This is a genomic window from Actinosynnema sp. NPDC023587, from assembly GCF_040640215.1.
In the GTDB taxonomy this organism is placed as follows: domain Bacteria; phylum Actinomycetota; class Actinomycetes; order Mycobacteriales; family Pseudonocardiaceae; genus Actinosynnema.
Map to the genome: position 1 here is coordinate 599,962 of NZ_JBFABG010000002.1, position 20,793 is coordinate 620,754.

Annotated in this window: 21 protein-coding genes and 1 pseudogene; 8 read left to right on the forward strand and 14 right to left on the reverse strand. The window is 73.0% G+C overall.

Annotation, left to right across the window (positions count from 1 at the left end):
* Positions 1–78: 78 nt before the first annotated feature.
* The 4 genes and pseudogenes from AB0G01_RS07920 to AB0G01_RS07935 form a co-directional block, all read right to left on the reverse strand.
* Positions 79–624: pseudogene (locus AB0G01_RS07920) on the reverse strand (NADH-quinone oxidoreductase subunit B family protein); the annotation flags it as partial.
* A gap of 12 nt (positions 625–636) precedes the next feature.
* The gene (locus AB0G01_RS07925; RefSeq protein WP_015105359.1) at positions 637–1,002 is read right to left on the reverse strand and encodes an NADH-quinone oxidoreductase subunit A; all 366 of its coding nucleotides are present in this window, start codon (positions 1,000–1,002) and stop codon (positions 637–639) included.
* Between the two features lie 346 nt (positions 1,003–1,348).
* Positions 1,349–2,626, reverse strand: coding sequence for a geranylgeranyl reductase family protein (locus AB0G01_RS07930; protein WP_360940881.1), 1,278 nt, complete (start codon positions 2,624–2,626; stop codon positions 1,349–1,351).
* A gap of 149 nt (positions 2,627–2,775) precedes the next feature.
* Positions 2,776–3,492: a demethylmenaquinone methyltransferase gene (locus AB0G01_RS07935; protein WP_360940883.1), complete on the reverse strand. Its 717-nt coding sequence runs from the start codon at positions 3,490–3,492 to the stop codon at positions 2,776–2,778.
* 277 nt (positions 3,493–3,769) lie between these two features.
* Between AB0G01_RS07935 and AB0G01_RS07940 the strand changes: the two genes are divergently transcribed.
* Positions 3,770–4,594 (forward strand): inositol monophosphatase, encoded by an 825-nt coding sequence (locus AB0G01_RS07940; protein ID WP_360940885.1) that lies wholly within the window; start codon positions 3,770–3,772, stop codon positions 4,592–4,594.
* Positions 4,595–4,601: 7 nt separating this feature from the next.
* Here the strand turns inward: AB0G01_RS07940 and AB0G01_RS07945 are convergent, their stop codons facing one another.
* Genes AB0G01_RS07945 through AB0G01_RS07975 form a run of 7 tightly spaced genes read right to left on the reverse strand, consistent with a single transcriptional unit; the run spans position 4,602 to position 9,395 of the window.
* Positions 4,602–5,255, reverse strand: a complete 654-nt coding sequence (locus tag AB0G01_RS07945; RefSeq protein WP_360940887.1) for a hypothetical protein — start codon at positions 5,253–5,255, stop codon at positions 4,602–4,604.
* A gap of 18 nt (positions 5,256–5,273) precedes the next feature.
* The gene (paaE, locus tag AB0G01_RS07950; RefSeq protein ID WP_360940889.1) at positions 5,274–6,305 is read right to left on the reverse strand and encodes a 1,2-phenylacetyl-CoA epoxidase subunit PaaE; all 1,032 of its coding nucleotides are present in this window, start codon (positions 6,303–6,305) and stop codon (positions 5,274–5,276) included.
* Positions 6,306–6,809 (reverse strand): 1,2-phenylacetyl-CoA epoxidase subunit PaaD, encoded by a 504-nt coding sequence (gene paaD / locus AB0G01_RS07955; protein WP_360940891.1) that lies wholly within the window; start codon positions 6,807–6,809, stop codon positions 6,306–6,308.
* A complete protein-coding gene (gene paaC / locus AB0G01_RS07960) occupies positions 6,806–7,687 on the reverse strand; it encodes a 1,2-phenylacetyl-CoA epoxidase subunit PaaC (protein WP_360940893.1) in 882 nt (293 codons plus the stop codon). The genes paaD and paaC overlap by 4 nt, the downstream gene beginning before the upstream one ends.
* Positions 7,684–7,968 (reverse strand): 1,2-phenylacetyl-CoA epoxidase subunit PaaB, encoded by a 285-nt coding sequence (gene paaB / locus AB0G01_RS07965; RefSeq protein WP_015105369.1) that lies wholly within the window; start codon positions 7,966–7,968, stop codon positions 7,684–7,686. Before paaB ends, paaC begins: the two co-directional genes overlap by 4 nt.
* Positions 7,965–8,921 carry a 1,2-phenylacetyl-CoA epoxidase subunit PaaA gene (gene paaA, locus AB0G01_RS07970; protein WP_360940896.1) on the reverse strand — a complete coding sequence of 319 codons (957 nt, stop codon included), beginning with the start codon at positions 8,919–8,921 and terminating at the stop codon, positions 7,965–7,967. Before paaA ends, paaB begins: the two co-directional genes overlap by 4 nt.
* 42 nt (positions 8,922–8,963) lie before the next feature.
* On the reverse strand, positions 8,964–9,395 hold the full coding sequence (locus AB0G01_RS07975; RefSeq protein WP_360940898.1) for a DUF3592 domain-containing protein: 432 nt from the start codon (positions 9,393–9,395) through the stop codon (positions 8,964–8,966).
* A gap of 63 nt (positions 9,396–9,458) precedes the next feature.
* Between AB0G01_RS07975 and AB0G01_RS07980 the strand changes: the two genes are divergently transcribed.
* Genes AB0G01_RS07980 through AB0G01_RS07990 form a run of 3 tightly spaced genes read left to right on the forward strand, consistent with a single transcriptional unit; the run spans position 9,459 to position 12,407 of the window.
* On the forward strand, positions 9,459–10,688 hold the full coding sequence (locus AB0G01_RS07980; protein WP_360940900.1) for an isochorismate synthase: 1,230 nt from the start codon (positions 9,459–9,461) through the stop codon (positions 10,686–10,688).
* Positions 10,689–10,698: 10 nt separating this feature from the next.
* Positions 10,699–11,295: a sigma-70 family RNA polymerase sigma factor gene (locus AB0G01_RS07985; protein WP_360940902.1), complete on the forward strand. Its 597-nt coding sequence runs from the start codon at positions 10,699–10,701 to the stop codon at positions 11,293–11,295.
* A complete protein-coding gene (locus AB0G01_RS07990; RefSeq protein WP_360940904.1) occupies positions 11,295–12,407 on the forward strand; it encodes a CU044_5270 family protein in 1,113 nt (370 codons plus the stop codon). Before AB0G01_RS07985 ends, AB0G01_RS07990 begins: the two co-directional genes overlap by 1 nt.
* Positions 12,408–12,461: 54 nt before the next feature.
* Here AB0G01_RS07990 and AB0G01_RS07995 read toward each other — a convergent pair whose 3' ends face one another.
* Both AB0G01_RS07995 and menD read right to left on the reverse strand, forming a co-directional pair.
* On the reverse strand, positions 12,462–13,958 hold the full coding sequence (locus tag AB0G01_RS07995; protein ID WP_360940906.1) for a M1 family metallopeptidase: 1,497 nt from the start codon (positions 13,956–13,958) through the stop codon (positions 12,462–12,464).
* Positions 13,959–14,015: 57 nt separating this feature from the next.
* Entirely contained in the window at positions 14,016–15,635 is a 1,620-nt protein-coding gene (gene menD, locus AB0G01_RS08000; protein WP_360940907.1) for a 2-succinyl-5-enolpyruvyl-6-hydroxy-3-cyclohexene-1-carboxylic-acid synthase, read from the reverse strand.
* Between the two features lie 162 nt (positions 15,636–15,797).
* Here menD and AB0G01_RS08005 point away from each other — a divergent pair, with 162 nt between their 5' ends.
* From AB0G01_RS08005 to AB0G01_RS08020, 4 genes are all read left to right on the forward strand, one after another.
* Complete coding sequence (locus tag AB0G01_RS08005; RefSeq protein WP_360940909.1) at positions 15,798–16,709, forward strand: 1,4-dihydroxy-2-naphthoyl-CoA synthase; 912 nt, start codon at positions 15,798–15,800, stop codon at positions 16,707–16,709.
* 247 nt (positions 16,710–16,956) lie between these two features.
* Complete coding sequence (gene menE / locus AB0G01_RS08010; protein WP_360941286.1) at positions 16,957–17,982, forward strand: o-succinylbenzoate--CoA ligase; 1,026 nt, start codon at positions 16,957–16,959, stop codon at positions 17,980–17,982.
* 125 nt (positions 17,983–18,107) lie between these two features.
* Positions 18,108–19,301, forward strand: coding sequence for a hypothetical protein (locus tag AB0G01_RS08015; protein ID WP_360940911.1), 1,194 nt, complete (start codon positions 18,108–18,110; stop codon positions 19,299–19,301).
* A gap of 49 nt (positions 19,302–19,350) precedes the next feature.
* Positions 19,351–20,223, forward strand: a complete 873-nt coding sequence (locus AB0G01_RS08020; RefSeq protein WP_360940913.1) for a 1,4-dihydroxy-2-naphthoate polyprenyltransferase — start codon at positions 19,351–19,353, stop codon at positions 20,221–20,223.
* A 158-nt stretch (positions 20,224–20,381) separates the two neighbouring features.
* On the opposite strand, the gene AB0G01_RS08025 is transcribed toward AB0G01_RS08020, so the two are convergent.
* Positions 20,382–20,777 (reverse strand): hypothetical protein, encoded by a 396-nt coding sequence (locus tag AB0G01_RS08025; protein WP_360940915.1) that lies wholly within the window; start codon positions 20,775–20,777, stop codon positions 20,382–20,384.
* Positions 20,778–20,793 lie beyond the last annotated feature (16 nt).

Here is a 20,793-nt window from a genome sequence, read left to right on the forward strand (position 1 = left end):
GCGCCTCGCCCTGGGGGGACGGGTTGTCCGCGCCGGTGGTCTTCTCGACCTCGCGCTTGTCGTCAGCCATGCCGCTCACTTCTTCGCAAACCGCTGGGAGGACGGGATCAGGTCCGTGGTGTGGCCCTGCTCGGCCAGCAGCGCGGCCCGCGTCGGGCCCAGCGGCTCGTCCATGATCTTCGCGTGGATCTTGAGGATCGCGTCGATCAGCATCTCCGGCCGGGGCGGGCAGCCCGGCAGGTACATGTCGACCGGCACGACGTGGTCCACGCCCTGCACCACCGCGTAGTTGTTGAACATCCCGCCGCTGGACGCGCAGACGCCCATCGCCAGCACCCAGCGCGGCTCGGGCATCTGGTCGTAGATCTGGCGCAGCACCGGGGCCATCTTGTTGGTCACCCGGCCCGCGACGATCATCAGGTCGGCCTGGCGCGGGGAGGCGCGGAAGACCTCCATGCCGAACCGCGCCAGGTCGTAGCGCGGACCGCCGGTGGTCATCATCTCGATGGCGCAGCAGGCGAGACCGAACGTGGCCGGCCAGAGCGAGGACTTGCGGGTCCAGTTGACCAGCTTCTCCACGCTGGCGAGCAGGATGCCGTTCGGGAGCTTCTCTTCGAGACCCACGGGTCTTCCCCCTCAGTTCCAGTCGAGGCCGCCGCGCCGCCACACGTAGGCGTACGCGAAGCCGACCGTCGCGACGAACAGTGCGATCTCCACCAGCCCGAACAGGCCGAGCCGGTCCGCGGAGACCGCGAACGGGTAGAGGAACACCATTTCGATGTCGAACAGGATGAACAGCATCGCCGTGAGGTAGTAGGCGACCGGCATCCGGCCACCGCCCACCACGGGCTGCGGGGACGGCTCGATGCCGCACTCGTAGGCGTCGAGCTTCGCCCGGTTGTAGCGGCGGGGGCCGATGTACGGCGCGGCCGTCACGGAGAACAGGGCGAAGGCCCCGGCGAGGGCGAACATCAATACGAGGGGGAGGTAAGGGTCCAGCACTCTCCGTCGTCCTTTCCTCGCGTGTCGCGGTGGTGGTGCACCGCCGACCGTTGCGCACCCTAAGGGTGTTCTTGCGGCCCCGGTAAGTTAGGCGGACCTAACTTTCCCCAGGTCGCTTGTGAAACACTTCACAAGCCATCACAGTCGGTTGTGAAGTGATTCACAAGACCTGAGGGCCAGTGTAGAACGTCACACACAGGCGCTACGAGCACCCCCTACACACTGCCTGACCTGGTCTTTTACGGTGCAGATCACCGGCCCGGCGACGCGGACGTGAACGGGGACACACCACAAACGAAACAGCACCGGCTCAGAAGCCGGTGCTGCGACGTTAGGTGGAACCCGGTTAGGCCGTTGGGGTGAGTTTCGTGGCCGCCGTGATGATGCGGTCGAACGAGTCGCCGTCCTTCGGGTCGTAAAGGCCCGCGAGCAGCTTCAGGACCAGTTTCATCAACGTCTTGCGAGGTAGGCCGTACTTCGTCGCGGTGCGCATGATGGTCGGGTGGCCGATCAGGCGGCTGAACAGGTTGCCCATCCGGTAGTAACTGCCCAGCGCCTGCTCGATGCGCACCGGGTAGCCGTGCAGCGCCCGTTCCCGGCTCGGACCCGTGCGGGCCAGGGCCTGCACCACGCTCTCCGCGGCGAGCCGCGCCGACTCCATCGCGTAGCCGATGCCCTCGCCGTTGAACGGGTTCACCATGCCGCCCGCGTCCCCGACCAGCAGCAGGCCGTCGCGGTAGTGCGGCTTGCGGTTCAGGCCCATCGGCAGCGCCGCGCCGCCGATCTTGCCGGTGGCGTTCTCCTCGCGGAAGCCCCACTCCTCCGGCGTGCCGTCCAGCCACGACTTGAGGAGGGCTCGGTAATCCGTAGTCCCGTAGGCCTTCGAGGTGCTCAGGATGCCGAGGCCGACGTTCACCGTCCCGTCGCCCATGCCGAAGATCCAGCCGTAGCCGGGCAGCAGGACGTCGTTCGCGCGGTCCCACAGTTCGAGGTGGGATTCGAGGTAGTCGTCCTTGGTGCGCGGGCTCGCGTAGTAGCGGCGGACCGCGACGCCCATCGGCTTGGCGTCGTCCTTCTGGAGGCCGACGCTCAGCGCCAGGCGCGCGGACACCCCGTCGCACCCGATCACGATCGGTGCGCGGTAGGTGACCTCCCGCTTGTCCGGACCGGTCTTGGCGGTCACCCCGACCACCCGGCCGTTCTCGGTGATCGCGCCGGTGACGGTGGTCTGCTCGAACAGGCGCGCGCCGGCCTGCTGCGCGGTCCTGGCGAGCATCTCGTCGAAGTCCTGGCGCGGGCGGACCACGCCGTAGGGCGGGAAGGTCGCGAGCTCCGGCCAGTCCAGTTCGAGCGTGACCCCGCCACCGACCACCCGCAGACCCCGGTTGTGCAGCCAGCCGGCCTCCTCGCGGGTGTCGACGCCGAGGTCGATCAACTGCTTGACGCCGCGCGGCGTCAGCCCGTCACCGCAGACCTTCTCGCGGGGGAACCTGGACTTCTCCAACAGCAACACGTCCAGGCCCGCGCGGGCCAGGTACGTGGCCGCGGTCGAGCCCGCCGGACCCGCGCCGACCACGATCACCTCGGCGTCCTCGCCTGCCTTGCGGCGGCTGGGAGTCGTCATCCCCACTCCTTGTGCCTGAGTTCACGAAGTCCCCGCCGAGTCTACTGGCGGAGAGCTGAGAGCCTCGCCGTCGGCCGTCCGCGCAGCCGGTCGGGCACGGCGACCCCCGGGTCCCCGGCCTGGCCGCGCCGGCTCCGGGAGGGACGGGTTCAGCCCCGGGACGCGGCCTCGGGGTCCGGCTCCGGCTTGACGGCCCGGTGCAGCGCGACCATGCCGCCGGTCAGGTTCAACCAGGCGACGTCGTCCCAGCCGGCGCGGGCGATGATCTCGCCGAGGGCGCGCTGGGCGGGCCAGGTGCGCATCGACTCGGCGAGGTACTTGTAGGCGTCGGGGTTGGACGACACGAAGCGCGCGATGAACGGCAGCACCTTCAGCAGGTGCCGCATGTAGACGAACCGGAAGGGCCGGAACGTCGGCGTGGACACCTCGCAGACCACCAGCCGGCCACCGGGCCGGACCACCCGGGCCATCTCCCGGAGGGCCGCCTCGGTGTCGCTGAAGTTGCGGATGCCGAACGAGACCGTGACGGCGTCGAAGGAGTCGTCGGCGAACGGGAGGTGCAGCGCGTCGGCGGCCACCTTGGGCACGGGCCGGTGAGCGCCGCCGAGCAGCATCCCGAGCGAGAAGTCGGCCGCCACGCACCACGCACCGGACGCCGCGTACTCCACCGTGGACACCGCGGTACCGGCCGCCAGGTCGAGCACCTTCTCCCCGGCGCGCGCGTCGAGGACCCGCCGACTCCACTCCCGCCAGCGCCGGTCGAACCCCAGGGTCATGACGGAGTTCGTGCGGTCGTAGCCCTTGGCCACGCCGTCGAACATCTCGGCGACCTCGCGGGGGTTCTTGTCCAGACCTGCACGCGCCATGGGGAAAGCCTAAGTGACGCCGGCCGAGCCGCTCACCCCGTCCTCGCCCGGCAGCCGCCCGAACAGCGGAGGGGAGCTCCCGTCCGCGCCGGCGACGACGGGGTGACGGTCCGTGTCCGCGTGCCGGGGACCACGGGCCGCGAAGGAGACGGGGGCGTGACGAGTCGCGGAACGGAGGTCCAACTCCTCGCGTCGCGGTTGACGTTGCCCGGGAGATCGTCATCGCTTCACCTGGAGGACGTGTCACGGCCACCGGGAGCGGTGACACTAGTGCGGCATGACCGTCTTGTCGTCCCGGCCCGCGCAGCCCGTCGATCCCGGGTTGGTGTCGATCGCGCTGGAGATAGCGGGCCGCCTCGCCAACGACGCGTCGGACGTCATCATGGCGACGGCGGGTCGCGGGGCCCAGCCCGATGACGACACGTACCCGTTCGACTGGGTGACCGACACCGACCGCACCCTGGAGCGGCACACCCGGCGGGTGCTGACCGCCGAGTTCCCCGACATCCCCGTGTACTGCGAGGACACCGGCACGGACGTGCCGTCCGACGCCGAGTTCCGCTGGGTGGTGGACCCGGTGGACGGCACGGCGAACTACGTGGCGGGCGTCCCGTGGTGCGCGTACAGCCTGGCCCTGGTGGACCGCTGGGGCCCGGTGGTGGGCGTGGTGGCCGACCCGTACCGGGCCCAGATCTACGCCGCCGCGCGCGGGCGCGGGATGCGGGCGAACGGGACGCCGGTCAAGCTCGGCGGCCAGGCGATCAGCCCGATCGTGTGCACCGAGATGACGCGGACGGGTCCGTGGCCGGGGATGGGCGAGTTCATCTCGCGGGCGGCGGTGGCCGGGACGGGCGTGCGGGTGCTGGGGTCGAAGGCGCTGGCGGTGGCGCAGGTGGCGTTGGGGCACGCGGCGGCGGCCGTGCTGCACAGCTACCACGAGTGGGACGTGGCGGGCGCGGTGGCGCTGGCGGTGGAGTCGGGGGCGGCGGTGCTCGACCGGCGGGGCGAGGACGCGTCGCTGCCGGTGGACGGGCTGCTGGTGGCGGTGCCGGAGGTGGCCGAGGAGGTCCTGGGGTGGTGGCAGTCGTCCATGGCCCGGTAGGGCGCGGCTAGACGCTGCCCAGGTGGGGCAGTTGCTGTTCGAGCACTTCCAGGTGCACGCGGGCCGCGTCGAGCGACGTGTGGTCGACCATCCGGAGCGCGACGCTGCCGACCTGGTCCTCGAACGCGGTGAAGTCGCGCACGGCCGCGTGGAGGCGCTGCACGACGGGGTGGTTCTGGTCGGCGTCGAGCGCCCGGCCGAGGTCGGCGAGACGCCGGACGTTGCCGAGCTCGGCTTCGAACTGCCCGGCGATCCGCCCCATCCACTCCCGCGCGGGCGACGGCGGCACGGTCTCGACCACGGCGTACACCCGTCGCACGGACAGCTCGGCCCGGCCGACCGGTGCCGCCCAGCGGTCCATCGGGCCTGGTCGGTGCGGGATCGGCGGGGGCTGGACGGGGGGCGCGACCACCCTCATCGGCATCGGCGGCAGGGCACGGGCGCGGGTGCGGGTCTTGGCGACGCCGACGACGACGCCGATCAGGGTGCCGGGCACGCCGCCGCCGAACACCGACATGATCAACACCGCCAGCACGTTGGCGGCGAGCGAGCCGCCCTCGCCGGCCGGCGCGGAGGACATCGTGGCGGTCAGCACGAGCGTCAAGAACATCGCCACCGCCGTGGTGCCGATGATCAGGCCCGTCAGCACCGATCTCCCCATGACACCCATCGTGCCAGATCAAGCGTCGAAGTCGACGGTCACCGACGGTGTGACGGGCACGGACTGGCACGTCAGCACGAACCCGGCCTCGACTTCACGGGGTTCGAGGGCGTAGTTGCGGCGCATGTCGACCGCCCCGGACACGACCAGCGCGCGGCACGTCCCGCACACCCCGCCCTTGCACGCGAAGGGCAGGTCGGCGCGCACCCGCTGGGCGGCGTCGAGGATGGGCGTGCCGGGCGGCAGCGGCACAACCGTGGTGCGGCCGTCCAGGATCACAGTGCCCTCGGCGGCCGATTCCAGGACTTCTTCGGCCCGGCGGGGCGGCGGCGGTTCGTCCACGTAGAACAGTTCGTGGTGGACGGTCGAAGCGTCCACTCCGCGCGACGCCAGCACGTCCTGCGCGTCGCGCACGAGCCCGTAGGGCCCGCACAGCCACCACTGGTCGATGGACGCGAACGGCACCACGGTGTCGAACAGCGCGCGCAGCTTCTCGGCGTCCAGACGCCCGCTGAACAGCTCCACGTCCCGTGGCTCGCGCGACAGCACGTGCACGAGCTGGAACCGCGCGGGGTAGCGGTCCTTCAGGTCGGCGAGTTCTTCGGTGAACATCACGGTGTCGGCGCGCCGGTTGCCGTACAGGAGGGTGACGCGCGCGCCGGACGCCAGCACGGTCGCGGCGATGGACAGCGCGGGCGTGATCCCCGACCCGGCGACGACCAGGCCGTGGTGGGTGCCGTCCACGGGCGTGAAGTCGCCCAGCGGGGGCAGGACCTCCAGCACGTCACCGCACCGCACGCGGTCCACGAGGTGTTCGGAGAACAGCCCGCCGTCGACCCGCCGCACGCCGATCCGGGGCGGCGCGCCGACCGGTGCGCAGAGGGAGTACGACCGGCGTTCCTCGCCGATCTTCACCGTCAGGTACTGCCCGGCGCGGAACGCGAAGTCGGCGGCCGATTCCGCCGGCACGTCGAACGTGACGGCGACCGCGTCGTCGCACAGCCGGTCGACGGCGGCCACGGTCAGCTCGTGGAACACCGGCCGCGCCATCTAGATCTCCTTGACGTGCTCGAAGGGCTCGGCGCAGTCCGCGCACCGCCGCAGCGCCTTGCAGGCGGTGGAACCGAACCGGGACAGCTCGACCGTCCGGGGCGAGCCGCAGCGCGGGCAGGCGACCCGCGAGGCCGGCGGTGTGAGCCGGAGGGGCACCGGCCCGACCGCGCGCGGGCCGATCCGCGACGGCGGTGCGATGCCGGCTTCGGCGAGCTTGCGCAGGCCGTCGTCGGTGATCCAGTCCGTGGTCCAGGCGGGCGACAGCGACAGCCGCACCTCGACCCGCGCGAACCCCGCCGCGCGCAGGGTCCGCCGCAGGTCGGCACCCATCTCGTCGACGGCGGGGCACCCCGAGTAGGTGGGCGTGATGGTGACCAGCACCCGGCCGTCCTCGACCACCACGTCCCGCAGCACGCCCAGGTCGGCGAGCGTCAGCACGGGCAGCTCCGGGTCCCGGACCCGGGACGCGACGTCCAGCGCGGTCCGCGCCGCGACGGTCACCACGTGGCACCCGGCAGCGAGCGGTGCAGGTGCTGGAGTTCGGCGAGCAGGTAGCCCATGGCCTCGGTGTGCACGCCGTCGCGCCCGGCGCGGCCGTCGACCCGCGCGGCGGGCACCGGGTCCGGCCGGTCGAGGCCGGCGGCGGCGAACACCGCGTCGAGCACCTGGTCCACCTCGGCCGCGAGCTCGGCCGGGTCGACGCCCAGCCGCAGCTCGACGGGGTGCGCGGTGAACAGCTCGGCCAGGTAGGGCCACACGCGCGCCACGCCGGCCCGCATCCGCTCGTGCGATTCGGGGGTGCCGTCACCGAGCCGCACGACCCACTGGGCGGCGTGGTCGCGGTGGTAGGCGAGCTCCTTGAGGCCCTTGGCGGCGATCGCGGCGACCACCGGGTCGGCGAAGGACCGCAGGCGCGCGTAGAGCGCGACCTTCCACGACGAGTACACCAGCAGCCGGGCCACGGTGGTGGCGAAGTCGCCGCCCGCGAACGGGCCGCACTCGATCTCGGCGAGGTGCACGTTGCGGAAGTCGCGCTCGTCGCGCAGGTACGCCAGCGCGTCCTCGTCCCGGCCCGCGCCCTCGGCCTCGCCGGCCCGGGTGAGCAGCAGCCGGGCCTGGCCGAGCAGGTCGAGGGCGATGTTGGCGAGCGCCACGTCCTCTTCCAGCTCGGGCCCGCGCGAGCACCACTCGGCGAGCCGCTGGGACAGCACCAGGGCGTCGTCGCCGAGCATCAGGCAGTACTCGAACAGGTCCCGGGCGTCGAGGGTGTCCGGGATCTCGCGGTCGACCCCGGCCAGCGGCTCGGCGAACCCGGTGCCGAACGCCCAGTGCGCGTCCTCGTGGTCGACCAGCGACTCATAGGCGTTGTCGAAGCTCATAGGTGCGGCACGTCCTCGGGGATCGCGTAGAACGTGGGGTGGCGGTACACCTTGTCGCCGCTGGGCTCGAAGAACGGGTCCTTCTCGTCCGGGGACGACGCGGTGATCGCCGACGCGGGCACCACCCAGATCGACACGCCCTCGTTGCGCCGCGTGTAGACGTCTCGTGCGTTGCGCACGGCCATCTCCGCGTCCGGGGCGTGCAGCGAACCGACGTGCACGTGGTTGAGTCCGCGCTTGCCGCGCACGAACACCTCCCACAGCGGCCAGGAAGAACTCACGCCACACCCTCCTCTGCCCGGACGCCCGTGTTGTCGTTCCGCTCGCGCTTCGCGGCGTGCGCGGCTGCCGCCGCCCGCACCCACTCGCCGTCTTCGTGCGCCTTGCGGCGGTGTGCGACGCGCTGCGCGTTGGTCGGTCCATTGCCGCCGACGACCTGCCAGAACTCGTCCCAGTCGGGCCGGCCGAAGTCGTGGTGGCCCCGGTCGGCGTTCCACGCGAGGCACGGGTCGGGGAGCGTGACGCCGAGCTTCTCGGCCTGCGGCACGGTCATGTCCACGAACTTCTGCCGCAGCTCGTCGTTGGTGTTGCGCTTGATCCGCCACGCCATGGACTGCTCGGTGTTGGAGCTCTCGGCGTCCGGCGGGCCGAACATCATCAGCGACGGCCACCAGAAGCGGTCCACCGACTCCTGGACCATGGCGCGCTGCGCGTCCGTGCCGTTCATCATGGTCATCAGCAGCTCGTAGCCCTGCCGCTGGTGGAAGGACTCCTCCTTGCAGATGCGGATCATGGCGCGCGCGTACGGGCCGTAAGAGGTGCGGCACAGCGGCACCTGGTTGCAGATCGCCGCGCCGTCCACGAGCCAGCCGATGGTGCCGACGTCGGCGTAGGACAGCGTCGGGTAGTTGAAGATCGACGAGTACTTCTGCCGGCCCTCGACGAGCTTCTCGGTGAGGTCGCCGCGGTCCGCGCCCAGCGTCTCGGTCGCGGCGTACAGGTAGAGGCCGTGGCCGGCCTCGTCCTGGACCTTGGCCAGCAGGATCGCCTTGCGGCGCAGCGACGGCGCGCGGCTGATCCAGTTCCCCTCGGGCTGCATCCCGATGATCTCGGAGTGCGCGTGCTGCGCGATCTGCCGGATCAGCGTCCTGCGGTAGCCGTCGGGCATCCAGTCGCGCGGCTCGACGCGGTGCCCCGCTGCCACGGTGCGCTCGAAGTCCGCCTCCAGGTCCATACCGCCGATGTTACACCTGGAGACGGTTTTCGGGAACGAGTGTCACAAACGTCGGCGGACCCACCAGACCAGCGGCAGCAGCACGGCCCACACGGCGATCAGGAACGTGGAGATCGGCAGGGCGGCCAGCGTCCAGGTGCGCTCGGCGACCCGCGCCAGCTCGGGGTCGGCGGTGTCGAACTCGACGCGGACCAGTTGGCCGGGCTCCAACCCCGCCGGGTACAGCACGCCCTGCTCCGGGCTGTGCACCGCGCCGTCCGGCGTCGCGAACCGCACCACCGTGCGCTGGAAGTCCACCGACACCACCTCGGCGGTCGCCTTGCCCAGGCGGCGCTCGATCGCCAGGTCGTCCTTCAGGCACGCGGCCAGCAGGACCACCCCGATCAGCGTCACGACCCCGCCGAGCACCAGCAGCGCCCTGGCCGGCAGCCTGACCCTCCGGCGACTGCCGGCCCGCACTGCGTTGTCCGCCACAACTGAGAAGTCTAGGGCCGACCCGACGCGGAATCTCAGGGACGAGTCCATACCCTCGACCCCGTGAGCCCAGCCCCCGCCTCCCGGACCCGCCCCCGGCTGCGCGCGCGCACCAGGCGCGCCGGCGACGCCGGCCTGCTCGGCAGGCTGCCCGCGCCGACCGGTGCCCTGGCCTGGGTGCGCGACGGATCGGGCCTGGTCGGGTGGGGTGAGGCGGCGCGGTTCGAGGTCTCCGGGCCGGACCGGTTCGCCGAGGCCGACCGGTGGTGGCGCGAGTTCACCTCGACCCTGGACGTGGACGACGGGCTCGGTGTGCCGGGCAGCGGGCCGGTGGCGTTCGCGTCGCTGGCGTTCGCCGACCGGCCGGGCCGCTCGGTGCTGGTGGTGCCGGAGGTCGTCGCGGGCGTCCGCAACGGCGAGGCGTGGCTGACCACGATCGGCGAGCGCGCCCCCGTCGAGGTGCGGCCGGTCCGCCGGCCGCGCGGGGTGCGCTACGCCGACGGCGAGCTGTCCGTGCCCGCCTACCGGGAGGCGGTCCGCGCGGCGGTGGCCCGGATGCGGGCCGGCGAGCTGGACAAGGTCGTCCTCGCGCACGACCTGCTGGCCGTCGCCGACGAGCCGGTCGACCACCGGTTCGTGCTGGCGGGCCTGGCCCGGCGCTACCCCGAGTGCTGGGTGTACGCGGTGGACGGGCTGATCGGGGCCACCCCCGAACTGCTGCTGCGCCGGTCCGGCCGGGTGGTCGACTCCCGGGTGCTGGCCGGCACGACGTGGCCGCACGACGGCGTGCCCGACGCCGAGCTGGCCGCCGCGCTGCTGTCGTCCGGCAAGGACCGCGAGGAGCACGGGTACGCGGTGGCGTCGCTGACCGAGGCGCTGCGGCCGTTCTGCGCGACGATGTCCGTCGACGGCCCGTCCGTGCTGCGGCTGCCGAACGTCTCGCACCTGTCCAGCGACGTCATCGGCACCCTGCGGGGCACCCCGTCGCTGCTCGCGCTCGCCGCGGCCCTGCACCCCACGGCGGCGGTCGGCGGCACGCCCCGCGCGGACGCGACGGCCGTGATCGAGGAGCTCGAGGGCATGGACCGGGGCCGGTACGCGGGCCCCGTGGGCTGGATCGACGCGAACGGCGACGGCGAGCTGGGCGTGGCGCTGCGGTGCGCGCAGGTCGAGGGCCGCACCGCGCGGCTGTTCGCGGGCTGCGGGCTGGTCGCGGAGTCCGACCCCGACTCCGAGGTGCGCGAGGCGCACGCCAAGATGCGACCGTTCCGCGAGGCCCTGGAGGGCCGGTGACCGGGTCGGTGTGACCGGGGACACGGGGACGCCGGCGGGCCCGGCGGCCAACCGGTACGTGACCACAGCACTGGACAAGCCCCCGGACCTGCGCGGCCGGGACGTGACGGCCGTCTTCGCCGAGCTGTTCGACGCGCACGCCCGGAAGCTGCGGGGGTACCTCGCCGGCCGCGCCGGCGAGTCGGTGGCCGACGACCTGGTCGCCGAGACCTTCCTGGTGGCGTTGCGGCGGCGGCACGACTACGACCCGGACCGCGCCCCGGTCAAGGGCTGGCTGTACGGGATCGCGACCAACCTCGTGCGCGACCACCTGCGCAAGGAGACCCGTGGCCGCCGGGCCGGCCTGCGGGTCGTCGGACGGCCCGAACCCGACCACGACGGGCTCGTCGCCGACCGGGTGGACGCCGAACGCGCGACCCGGGTGCTCCGGCAGGCCATCGCCGAGCTCCGCGACGAGGACCGCGACGTCCTGCTGCTCACGTCCTGGGCCGGGCTGACGCCCGCGGAGATCGCCGAGGCGCTCGGCGAACCCGCCAGCACCATCCGCTCCCGCCTGCACCGGGTGCGCACGAGACTGCAAGCACTGCTCACCGAGGAGACCCGCTGATGCGCGAGCTCGACGACGCCCTCGACCGGCTCGACCACGCCGCCCGCACCTCCGACGCGCCGTTGGACGACGTCCGCGCCCGCGTGCTGGCCGCCGCAGCGGCCGAACAGGCACCCGCGCGCTCCCGCCGCATCGCCCGCCGGCTCCTGCCCCTGGCCGCCGCCGCCGCGGCGGTCCTGGTCGTCGGGGTCGTGGTGACCCGGCCCGAGGACGCCCCGCGCCAGGAGCCCGTGGCGCGGGAGCAGGTGCGGCCCGGCACCACCTCGCCCCCGCCGAAGGTGTCGCTGCTGTCCGCGAAGGAGGTGCTGGACGACGCCGCCGACGCGATCGACCCGGTCGACCCGGTGCTGTCGCCCGGCCAGTACCGGTACATCGCCGAGCACGCCTGGTACTCGCGCGGCCACCTGATCGGCGTCGGCCAGGACGACCCGGACCAGACCATCCGGGGCTGGACCTACCTCAAGGAGACCTCCCGCGAGGTGTGGATCCCGCAGGACCAGTCGCAGGACTGGCTGGAGAGGCGCGGCTGGCTGCCCGGCGTGGAGTGGCTCGGCGGTTCCGTGCCCCGGTCCGAGGCACCCGAACCCCGGGCGATGGACACCGACACCGGGGAGCGGCGCGGCAAGTGCGGCAACTTCTTCCCGAACTCGCAGGGGGCGGCATCGTGCGGTGACCCCACGAGCTGGGACAACCCCGAGTTCTACACCGGGCTGCCGCGCGACCCCGAGGCGATCGTGGCGTACCTGCGCAGCGCCACCGCGCAGCGCGGTTCGGCCCCGGCCACGATGTTCCACTGGGGCGTGGAGATCCTCCGCGCCGGCCTGATGCCCGCCGACCTGCGCGCCGGCTGGTACCGGGCGCTCGCCACGCTGGACGGCGTGCGGGTCTACGACGAGGCCGCCACCCTCGACGGCCGCACCGGCATCGCGATCGGCATCGAGGACGAGCGCCAACGCCGCGACCTGATCGTGGACCCGGCGACCGGTGACTTCATCGGCGAGCGCTCCGTGGCCGGCACCCGGCCGGACGAGGGGTGGATCGAGCCCGGCACGGTCACCGGGTTCAGCTCGATCACCACGAAGGTCGTGGACGGGATCGGTCTCACCGGCTGACCCGTCGCCGGGACCGGGGCCGCCCGCACGGGGGAGGGCGGCCCCGGGGCGTGCTCAGCGCCGGGAGCGGTCGAGCAGCGCGTGCGTCTCGCGGATCTTCTGGAACGACTTCGGCTCGGCCACCGAGGCGGTCGCGAGCGCGGCCCCGCCCGGAGCCGCCGCCGGCTTGCCCTTGGTGAACAGCCAGACCCGGAACAGGTCGTCGAGCTGCTCGCCGGACACCCGCTCGGCCAGCGCGATGAACTCCTCGACGGTCGCGTCGCCGTAGCGCTTGGCCTGCGTCCACTTCTTCAGGATCGCGAAGAACGCGTCGTCGCCGACCTCGACCCGCAGCGCGTGCACGGCCAGCGCGCCCCGGTCGTAGACCGCGCCGTCGAACTGGTGGTCGACACCGGGGTCACCGGGCAGGACCTGCCAGAAGGGGTTGTCCGCCGGGTACAGGTCGTAGGTGTACTGGGCGTTCTCCTGCGCGGTGCCCTCGCCCACGTGCTCCGACCACAGGAACTCGGCGTAGCTGGCGAAGCCCTCGTTGAGCCAGATGTCCCGCCAGTTGTGCACCGACACCGAGTCGCCGAACCACTGGTGGCCGTTCTCGTGCGCCACGACGTAGGTGTTCGCGCCGCGCCGGAAGAACGCCGGGTCGTAGGTCGAGCGGGTCTGGTTCTCCAGCGCGAAGCCGAGCTGCCCCGGTGCGACCACCACGCCGCCCTCGGCCTCGAACGGGTACGGCCCGAAGCTCTCCTCCAGGAACTCGACCACCTCGGAGGTGCGCTCGATGCTGGCCCTGGCCGCCGCGTCGTCGTCGCCCAGGGTCGGCGAGTACGCGTTGACCACCGGACGCCCGCCCGGTGCGGTGGACTGGCGGATGTCGAACTGGCCGATCGCCACGAACGCCAGGTAGCTGGCCTGGGGCTTCAGGCTGCGCCACCGCCACCAGGTCCGGCCGTTGACCAGCTTCGTGGTGCCGAGGAACAGCCCGTTGGAGAGCACCTCCAGGCCGTCGGGCACGGACAGCGAGACGTCGTAGGTCGCCTTGTCGCGCGGGTGGTTGTTGCTCGGGAACCACCAGGGCGCGACGTCGGGCTCGTTGATCGCCAGCGCGCCGTCGGCGGTGCGCTTCCACGCCGTGAAACCGTCCACCGAATGGCTGGAGGGCACGTCCGAGTAGGTGACGACGACCGTCAGGTCGGTGCCCTTGCGGAGGTTGGCCCGGGGGTCAACGACCAGTTCGCCACCCTGCTGCGAGAATGCGACCACTTTGTTGTTCACCCGGATGGAATTCACCTTGAGCAGGAAGTCCAGGTTGAACCGGGTGATGTCCTGGGTCGTCTTCGCGAGGATCGTGGCGGTGCCGGAGAGCCGGTCGTCCGCCGGCTGGTAGTTCAGCCGGAGGTCGTAGTGGGAAACGTCGTAACCGCCGTTGCCCGCATTCGGGTAGTACGGGTCTCCGATGCCCGGCGCGCCCGGACCCGCGGCGACCGCGGTACCGGCCACCAGCAGCAGGGACACCGCGGTGGCGGTGCCTAGCGTGAGCTTCGCTCTGAGGGACATGGGGTGAAGCTCCCACGTCGCGAGGTGCCGCTGTACCCCCCGTCCGTGGGTTCCTGGTCAGTGGAACGCGGTTGACACCGCGAGCTTCAGCCGGGCGTGCAGACCGCGCAATTCGGCACGTCCCGCCCGGATTTCCAGCACCCGGATTCCGCGCGGCCTGACCAGTGCCCGTCTGAGCTGGTCGGCGTTCTCGATCACCGTGTGCGGCACGTGGTGGGCGGCGCACAACGCGGCGAGATCGGTGCCGTGCGGCGTGCCGAAAACCCGTTCGAACGCGGTCGCGTGTTCCGGCGCGCCCTGTTCCAGCAGCGTGAAGATGCCGCCGCCGTCGTCGTTGAGCACCACGACGGTCAGGTCCGGGCGCGGCTCGTCCGGGCCGATCAGCAGCCCGTTCGCGTCGTGCAGGAAGGTCAGGTCGCCGATCAGCGCGAACGCGTGGCCGGCGGTCAGCGCGATGCCGGCGGCGGTGGAGACGCTGCCGTCGATGCCCGCCACGCCCCGGTTCGCGTGCACCCGGACGTCGTGCCGGGACGCGGCCACCAGGTCCACGTCGCGGACCGGGTTGGACGAGCCGAGGAACAGGGTCGCGCCGACCGGCAGGTGCGCCACCAGGTCCCGCGCCACCTGGAGCCCGGTCGGCCACGGCTCCTTGGCCAGCAGTTCGTCCACCACGTCGGCGGCGGCCTTGTCGGCGTGCTGCCAGGCGGTGAGCCAGCCGTCGTCCACCTCGTGCTCGCCCAGCACCAGGCCGGTGGAGGCGTGCGTGGCGGCGAACTGGGGGTCGGGCCAGTCGAGGTCGTCGGACAGCACGTGCACCACGCCGGTGCTCGCGATCAGCTTCGTGACGCCCCGGGAGAGCGTCGGGCGGCCGACCACCACCACCGCGTCCGGCTTCAGCTCCGGGGGCAGCTCGCCCGCGTTGAGCAGCAGGGTGCCGTGCCGCAGGCCGTGCGCGGTCGGCTCGGCGACCACCGGCCAGCCCGCGCGCTCGGCCAGGTCCGTGATGTCCTCGCGGCTGTCGCCGACCACGACCAGCGTGCGCGGGCCGAGGTGGTCGGCCGGGTGCAGGGAGGTCGTGGTGCGGGTCGCCACCCGGGTCCACGGCATGTCGAACGGGCGGCCGTCGAGCGGCTCGACCCACTCGTCGCCCGCCGGCACCAGCGGCTCCCGGAACGGGACGTTGACGTGCACCGGGCCGTGCGCGCGGGCGGTCGCGACGGCGCGGCAGACCAGCGAGCGCCACAGGCCGTTCTGGCCCGTGCGGCGCTCGGCGATGGGGAACTGGAGGGTGTCGATGCCGAACACGCGCTGCTGGTCCACGGTCTGGCTGGCCCCGGTCCGGTAGAGCTCGACCGGGCGGTCGGCGGTGAGCGCGATCAGCGGGACCTTCGCGTGCCCGGCCTCCAGCACGGCGGGGTGCAGGTTCGCCACGGCGGTGCCGGACGTGCAGGTCACGACGGTGATTTCGCCGCTGCCCCGGGCCAGGCCGAGGGCCAGGAAGCCGGCGGTCCGCTCGTCGATCCGGACGTGCAGGGTGAGCCGTCCGGCCGCCGCGGCCTCGGCCAGGGCGAACGACAGCGGAGCGTTGCGCGATCCGGGGCTCAGCACGACGTGCCGGACGTCGTTGCGGAGGAGCTCGTCGACGAGCACCCTGGCCTGCGCGGTGGACGGGTTCACCCCCACATTGTCACCTAGTCCACGAACAGGTGATTCCCCTTGCTGAGTCGAACACCAGTTCGAATCATGGACACAGGGGCATCACACTGCGTCAACATCCCGTCCCGACCGACCGGCGGCCTGGGCCGTTCTCAGCTTTCGCGCGGGCATATTGTCCGTGCCGTGGCAGATCACGGCGTCTCCGAGCTGTTCGACCCCTCCCGCTGGAAGCCGGTCGAGGGCTTCGACCTCACCGACATCACCTACCACCGCGCGGTGGACCAGGGCACGGTGCGCATCGCGTTCAACCGCCCTGAGGTGCGCAACGCGTTCCGCCCGCACACCGTGGACGAGCTGTACCGGGCGCTGGACCACGCCCGGATGAGCCCGGACGTCGGCTGCGTCCTGCTGACCGGCAACGGCCCGTCCCCGAAGGACGGCGGGTGGGCGTTCTGCTCGGGCGGCGACCAGCGCATCCGGGGCCGCAGCGGGTACCAGTACGCCTCGGGTGAGACCGCCGACACGGTCGACCCGGCGCGGGCCGGCCGGCTGCACATCCTGGAGTGCCAGCGCCTGATCCGGTTCATGCCGAAGGTCGTGATCGCGGTCGTCCCGGGGTGGGCGGCGGGCGGCGGGCACAGCCTGCACGTCGTGTGCGACCTCTCCCTGGCGAGCGAGGAGCACGCGAGGTTCAAGCAGACGGACGCCGACGTCGGCAGCTTCGACGGCGGTTACGGCTCGGCGTACCTGGCGAGGCAGGTGGGTCAGAAGTTCGCGCGCGAGATCTTCTTCCTGGGCCGGACGTACAGCGCGGCGGACATGCACGCGATGGGTGCGGTGAACGCCGTGGTGCCGCACGCCGAGCTGGAGGACACCGCCCTCCAGTGGGCGAAGGAGATCAACGGCAAGTCCCCGACCGCGCAGCGGATGTTGAAGTACGCGTTCAACCTGATCGACGACGGACTGGTCGGCCAACAGCTCTTCGCCGGCGAGGCCACGCGCCTCGCCTACATGACGGACGAGGCCGTGGAAGGCCGCGACGCCTTCCTGGAGAAGCGCGACCCGGACTGGTCCCCCTACCCCTACCACTACTGAACCCAGGCCCCCCATGACCAGCACCCCCGTGACGCCCCCCGACACTCCCGACGACACCCCCGAGGAGGCCTTGGCCGAAACCCTGGCCGCCCTCCGGACCGCGCTCGCCCCGGCGCTCGCCACCCCACCGGCGGACCAGGCCGCCCGACCGGCCGATGTCGCCCGGTCAGGTCGTGCCACCCGGGCAAGCGCCGACGAGACGCCCGGCGCGGGCGCGTCGGCCGGCGGCGGGGTGTGCGGGCCGGTGGTGACGGCGTCGTTGCCGGGTGGGCGGGGGTTGGGGGTGTTGTCCGGGTGGGAGGCCGGGGCCGCGTTGGCCGTCGGCACGTCCGGGTCCACCGGGGAGCCGAAGGTCGTGCTGCTGCCCGCGTCCGCCCTGGTCGCGTCCGCCGAGTCGACGCACGCCCGGCTCGGCGGGCCGGGCACGTGGCTGCTCGCCCTCCCCACCACCCACATCGCGGGCCTCCAGGTCCTGGTCCGCTCACTGGTCGCCGGCACCGCTCCGGGGCTGGTGGACAGCACCACGGGCTTCCGGGCGTCCGGGTTCGCCACCGCCGCCGGGCCCGTCCTGGCCCGCCCGGGTCCGCACTACACCGCCCTCGTCCCGACCCAGCTCGCCCGGCTGGTCGCGACCGAGGGGCCCGGCCTGGCCGCGATCCGCGAGTTCGACGCGGTCCTGATCGGCGGTGCCGCCACGCCGCCGTCCCTGCTGGCCCGCGCCCGCGACGCCGGCGTCCGCGTCGTCACCACCTACGGCATGAGCGAGACCTCGGGCGGCTGCGTCTACGACGGGGTGCCGCTCGACGGCGTCCGGGTCCGGCTCACCGCCGACCGCCGGATCGAGCTCGCCGGGCCCGTGCTCGCCCTCGGCTACCAGCACGGCGAGCGGTTCGGCGAGTGGTTCCGGACCGGGGACCTCGGGCGGTTCGCCGACGACGGTCGCCTGGAGGTCGTCGGGCGCGCCGACGACGTGATCATCACCGGCGGCGAGAACGTCTCGCCGGCCGAGGTCGAGCGGGTGCTCGCCGCGCGGCCCGGTGTGCGCGAGGTGTGCGTGGTGGGGGTGCCGGACCCCGAGTGGGGGCAGGCCGTGGTGGCGGCGGTCGTGCCGGACGACCCGGCGTCGCCACCCGATCCGGACGCGCTGGGTGCGGCCGTGCGGGACGCGCTGGGCCGGGCCGCCACGCCCCGGCGGGTGGTCTTCCGGTCGGAGCTGCCGGTCAGGGGGCCGGGGAAGGTGGACCGGCGGTCGGTGGCTCGCTCGATCGAGTGAGTTTATCCCACACGAGCGGCCTTGTTGGTTGACAGCCAACAACCGCCGCGCTTGGCTCAGGCCGATCCGTACGGGTGGCCGGTAGCGGTTCCTCCGCTCCGCCCGTCCGGGCGAGGAGTGCTGCGATGCCGAGGCGCTACCTGGTACTGGCCCTGACCACCGCGACGGTCCTGACCACCGCGTCCACCGCGCCGGCCACGGCCGGCCAACCCGGCTCGTGGCGCGCCGACCTGTCCACTGTGGACGCCGACGACGTCGGTGTCACCTCGGACGGCCGCGCCGTGCGGCTCGACGGGTCCGCGCCGACGCCCGCGAGCGCCCGCGCCGCGCTCCGCACCGGCTTCCTCCACCTCGCGCCGCACCACCTCGACGCGCCCGCCGACACCGTCGCCGCCACCGTGCGCGGCCACGTCCCGGACGACGCCGGGATCGCCGTGGACGTGCGGGGCGCGCTGGTCGACGGCCGGTGGACCGAGTGGGTGGAAGCACGCCCGCACGCGCCCGCCGTGCTGCCCACCGCCGTCGGCACCGTCCAGGTCCGGCTGGTCCTCACCGCCGCCGACCGGAGCCCGACCGCGCAGGAGGTCGCGCTGACCCCGTCCACGACCGGGTCGGGTGCCGCCCGGTCGGCCGGCGGCTCCGCGTTCCGCGTCTTCGCCACCCGCGAGGGCCTGGTCGGCGGCACCACCGCGAACGGCCACGTGATCGTCGACCGCGACCACTTCGCGGCCCTGCCGTCCCGGCGCGGCCTGTCCCCGAAGGACGACGGCACCTACAGCGTCCAGGTGTGCGCCGAGAACGGCCGCTGCGAGTGGGCCCCGGTGTGGGACGTCGGGCCGTGGAACACCAAGGACGACCACTGGAACCCGCCGGACACCCGCGAGATGTGGCAGGACCTCCCGCACGGCAGGCCCGAGGCGCAGGCCGCGTACCAGGACGCCTACAACGGCGGCAAGGACCAGTTCGGCCGCCGGGTCGCCAACCCGGCGGGCGTCGACCTCGCCGACGGCACCTTCTGGGACGGGCTGGCGCTCACCGACAACTCCTGGGTGACCGTCGCCTACCTGTGGACCGACTCCGGTCCGGGCGGCTTCGTGGTCTCCCCCGGTCAACCGCAGCAGGTGCGCGCCGGCCCGTCGTCCGGTGCGGCCGAGGTCGGGCTCGCGGTCGACCGCGCACAGGTCAAGACCGGGTGCGCGGTGACCGGCGAGGCCGTGACGGGCACGCAGGGCACCTCGGACGTCTGGTACCGGATCGCCGTCGACAAGTACCTGGCGAAGGCCCACCTGCGGGACGTCCCGGACGTGCCGGCCTGCTAGCCGAAACCCGGTCGGGGGTCCCCGGCACCCATGTCGGAGGATGAACGGCATGGCCACAGCCGTCCAGTGGATCTCGGGGGCCCGACCCCGGACCCTGCCGAACTCCCTCGCACCCGTCCTCGTGGGCGCGGGTGCCGCACACCACATCGACGGGTTCGACGCGACGTGGTCGCTGTTGGCGCTGGTCGTGTCCGTGGCGTTGCAGATCGGCGTGAACTACGCCAACGACTACTCCGACGGCATCCGGGGCACCGACGAGCACCGCGTGGGCCCGTTCCGCCTGGTCGGCTCGGGTGCCGCCAGGCCCGGGGCGGTGCGCCTGGCGGCGTTCGCGGCGCTCGGCGTCGCCGCCGCGGCGGGCCTCGCGCTGATCGTGCTGACCGGCCGGTACTGGATGCTGGCGTTCGGCGCGGTGTGCATCGCGGCGGCGTGGTTCTACACCGGCGGGCGCAAGCCCTACGGGTACTCGGGCCTGGGCGAGCTCGCGGTGTTCCTGTTCTTCGGTCCCGCCGCCGTGCTCGGCACGCTCTACGTGCAGGCCGGCGAGATCACCGGCATCGGCATCGGCGGCGCGATCGCGATGGGCGCGTTCTCGACCGGCGTGATGATCGCCAACAGCCTGCGGGACATCCCGACCGACGTCGAGGCCGGCAAGCGCACCCTGGCCACCACCCTGGGCGACCGGTACTCCCGCAGCCTGTACCTGGCCCTGGTGACCGTCCCGTTCGTCATCACCCTGGCGATCAGCCTGCGCGTCCCCCTGGCCCTGCTGGGGTTCCTGGCGCTGCCGCTGGTGGCGCTGGGCGCGATCCGGGTGCTCAGGGGCAGGAAGGGCCGCGACCTGATCCCGGTGCTCCAGCACACGGGCCTGGCGATGCTGCTGTGGGCGATGGCCACCACCGCGACCCTCTGGCTCGCCTGATCAAAGACCCGAGGGCCGGGAACGACCGCAGGCTGACGCAGGCGTCCCCGGTCGCGCGGTGATCTTCCCACGTCGTGCCGCGCACCGCAGGAGGTGACCGGGGCGGGCAGGTAGCCGGAGCGGGTCCTCGAATCGGGCCGGGTGGCGGCGCGGGAGCGCTACCAGGCGTCTTCGGTGAAGCTCATCGGCTCGTCGTCGTCGCGCTTCGGCTTGGGCGGCGCGACGCGGGGCTCCTCGCCCCGGCACAGGGCGGCCAGTCGGTCGCGGTCCTTCTCGAACGCCGCCCGCACGCCCCGGTCGTCGGCCGCTTCGCCCAGCAGCACCTGACGCCAGCTCAGGTAGCCGGCGGCGATCCTCCGCTGCAACGCCCGGAGCTCGGGGGACGCCTCGCCCGACTTCGCGAACCGCATCACCCGGCGGACGTCCTCCGCCGAGGGTTCACGGGCCGGGTGGCGGAGCTTCGCCGCGTCGCGCACGGCCTGGTCGGCGGCTGCCACGGACTTGGCCAGCACGTCCTCGGCGGTCACCACCTCCGCGGTCCGCCAGATGCCCACGGCTACCCCTTCCGAC

Coding starts and splice junctions, on each gene's coding strand:
- AB0G01_RS07935 (WP_360940883.1), bottom strand. CDS start 3,492: ATGGCGCGTGCAGGTCTGGACAAGAACCCCCGCGAGGTCGCCGAGATG.
- AB0G01_RS07995 (WP_360940906.1), bottom strand. CDS start 13,958: ATGTCCCTCAGAGCGAAGCTCACGCTAGGCACCGCCACCGCGGTGTCC.
- paaC (WP_360940893.1), bottom strand. CDS start 7,687: ATGAGCTTCGACAACGCCTATGAGTCGCTGGTCGACCACGAGGACGCG.
- paaA (WP_360940896.1), bottom strand. CDS start 8,921: ATGGACCTGGAGGCGGACTTCGAGCGCACCGTGGCAGCGGGGCACCGC.
- AB0G01_RS08020 (WP_360940913.1), top strand. CDS start 19,351: ATGGCCACAGCCGTCCAGTGGATCTCGGGGGCCCGACCCCGGACCCTG.
- AB0G01_RS07930 (WP_360940881.1), bottom strand. CDS start 2,626: ATGACGACTCCCAGCCGCCGCAAGGCAGGCGAGGACGCCGAGGTGATC.
- AB0G01_RS07945 (WP_360940887.1), bottom strand. CDS start 5,255: ATGGGGAGATCGGTGCTGACGGGCCTGATCATCGGCACCACGGCGGTG.
- AB0G01_RS07940 (WP_360940885.1), top strand. CDS start 3,770: ATGACCGTCTTGTCGTCCCGGCCCGCGCAGCCCGTCGATCCCGGGTTG.
- AB0G01_RS07990 (WP_360940904.1), top strand. CDS start 11,295: ATGCGCGAGCTCGACGACGCCCTCGACCGGCTCGACCACGCCGCCCGC.
- AB0G01_RS08015 (WP_360940911.1), top strand. CDS start 18,108: ATGCCGAGGCGCTACCTGGTACTGGCCCTGACCACCGCGACGGTCCTG.
- paaE (WP_360940889.1), bottom strand. CDS start 6,305: ATGGCGCGGCCGGTGTTCCACGAGCTGACCGTGGCCGCCGTCGACCGG.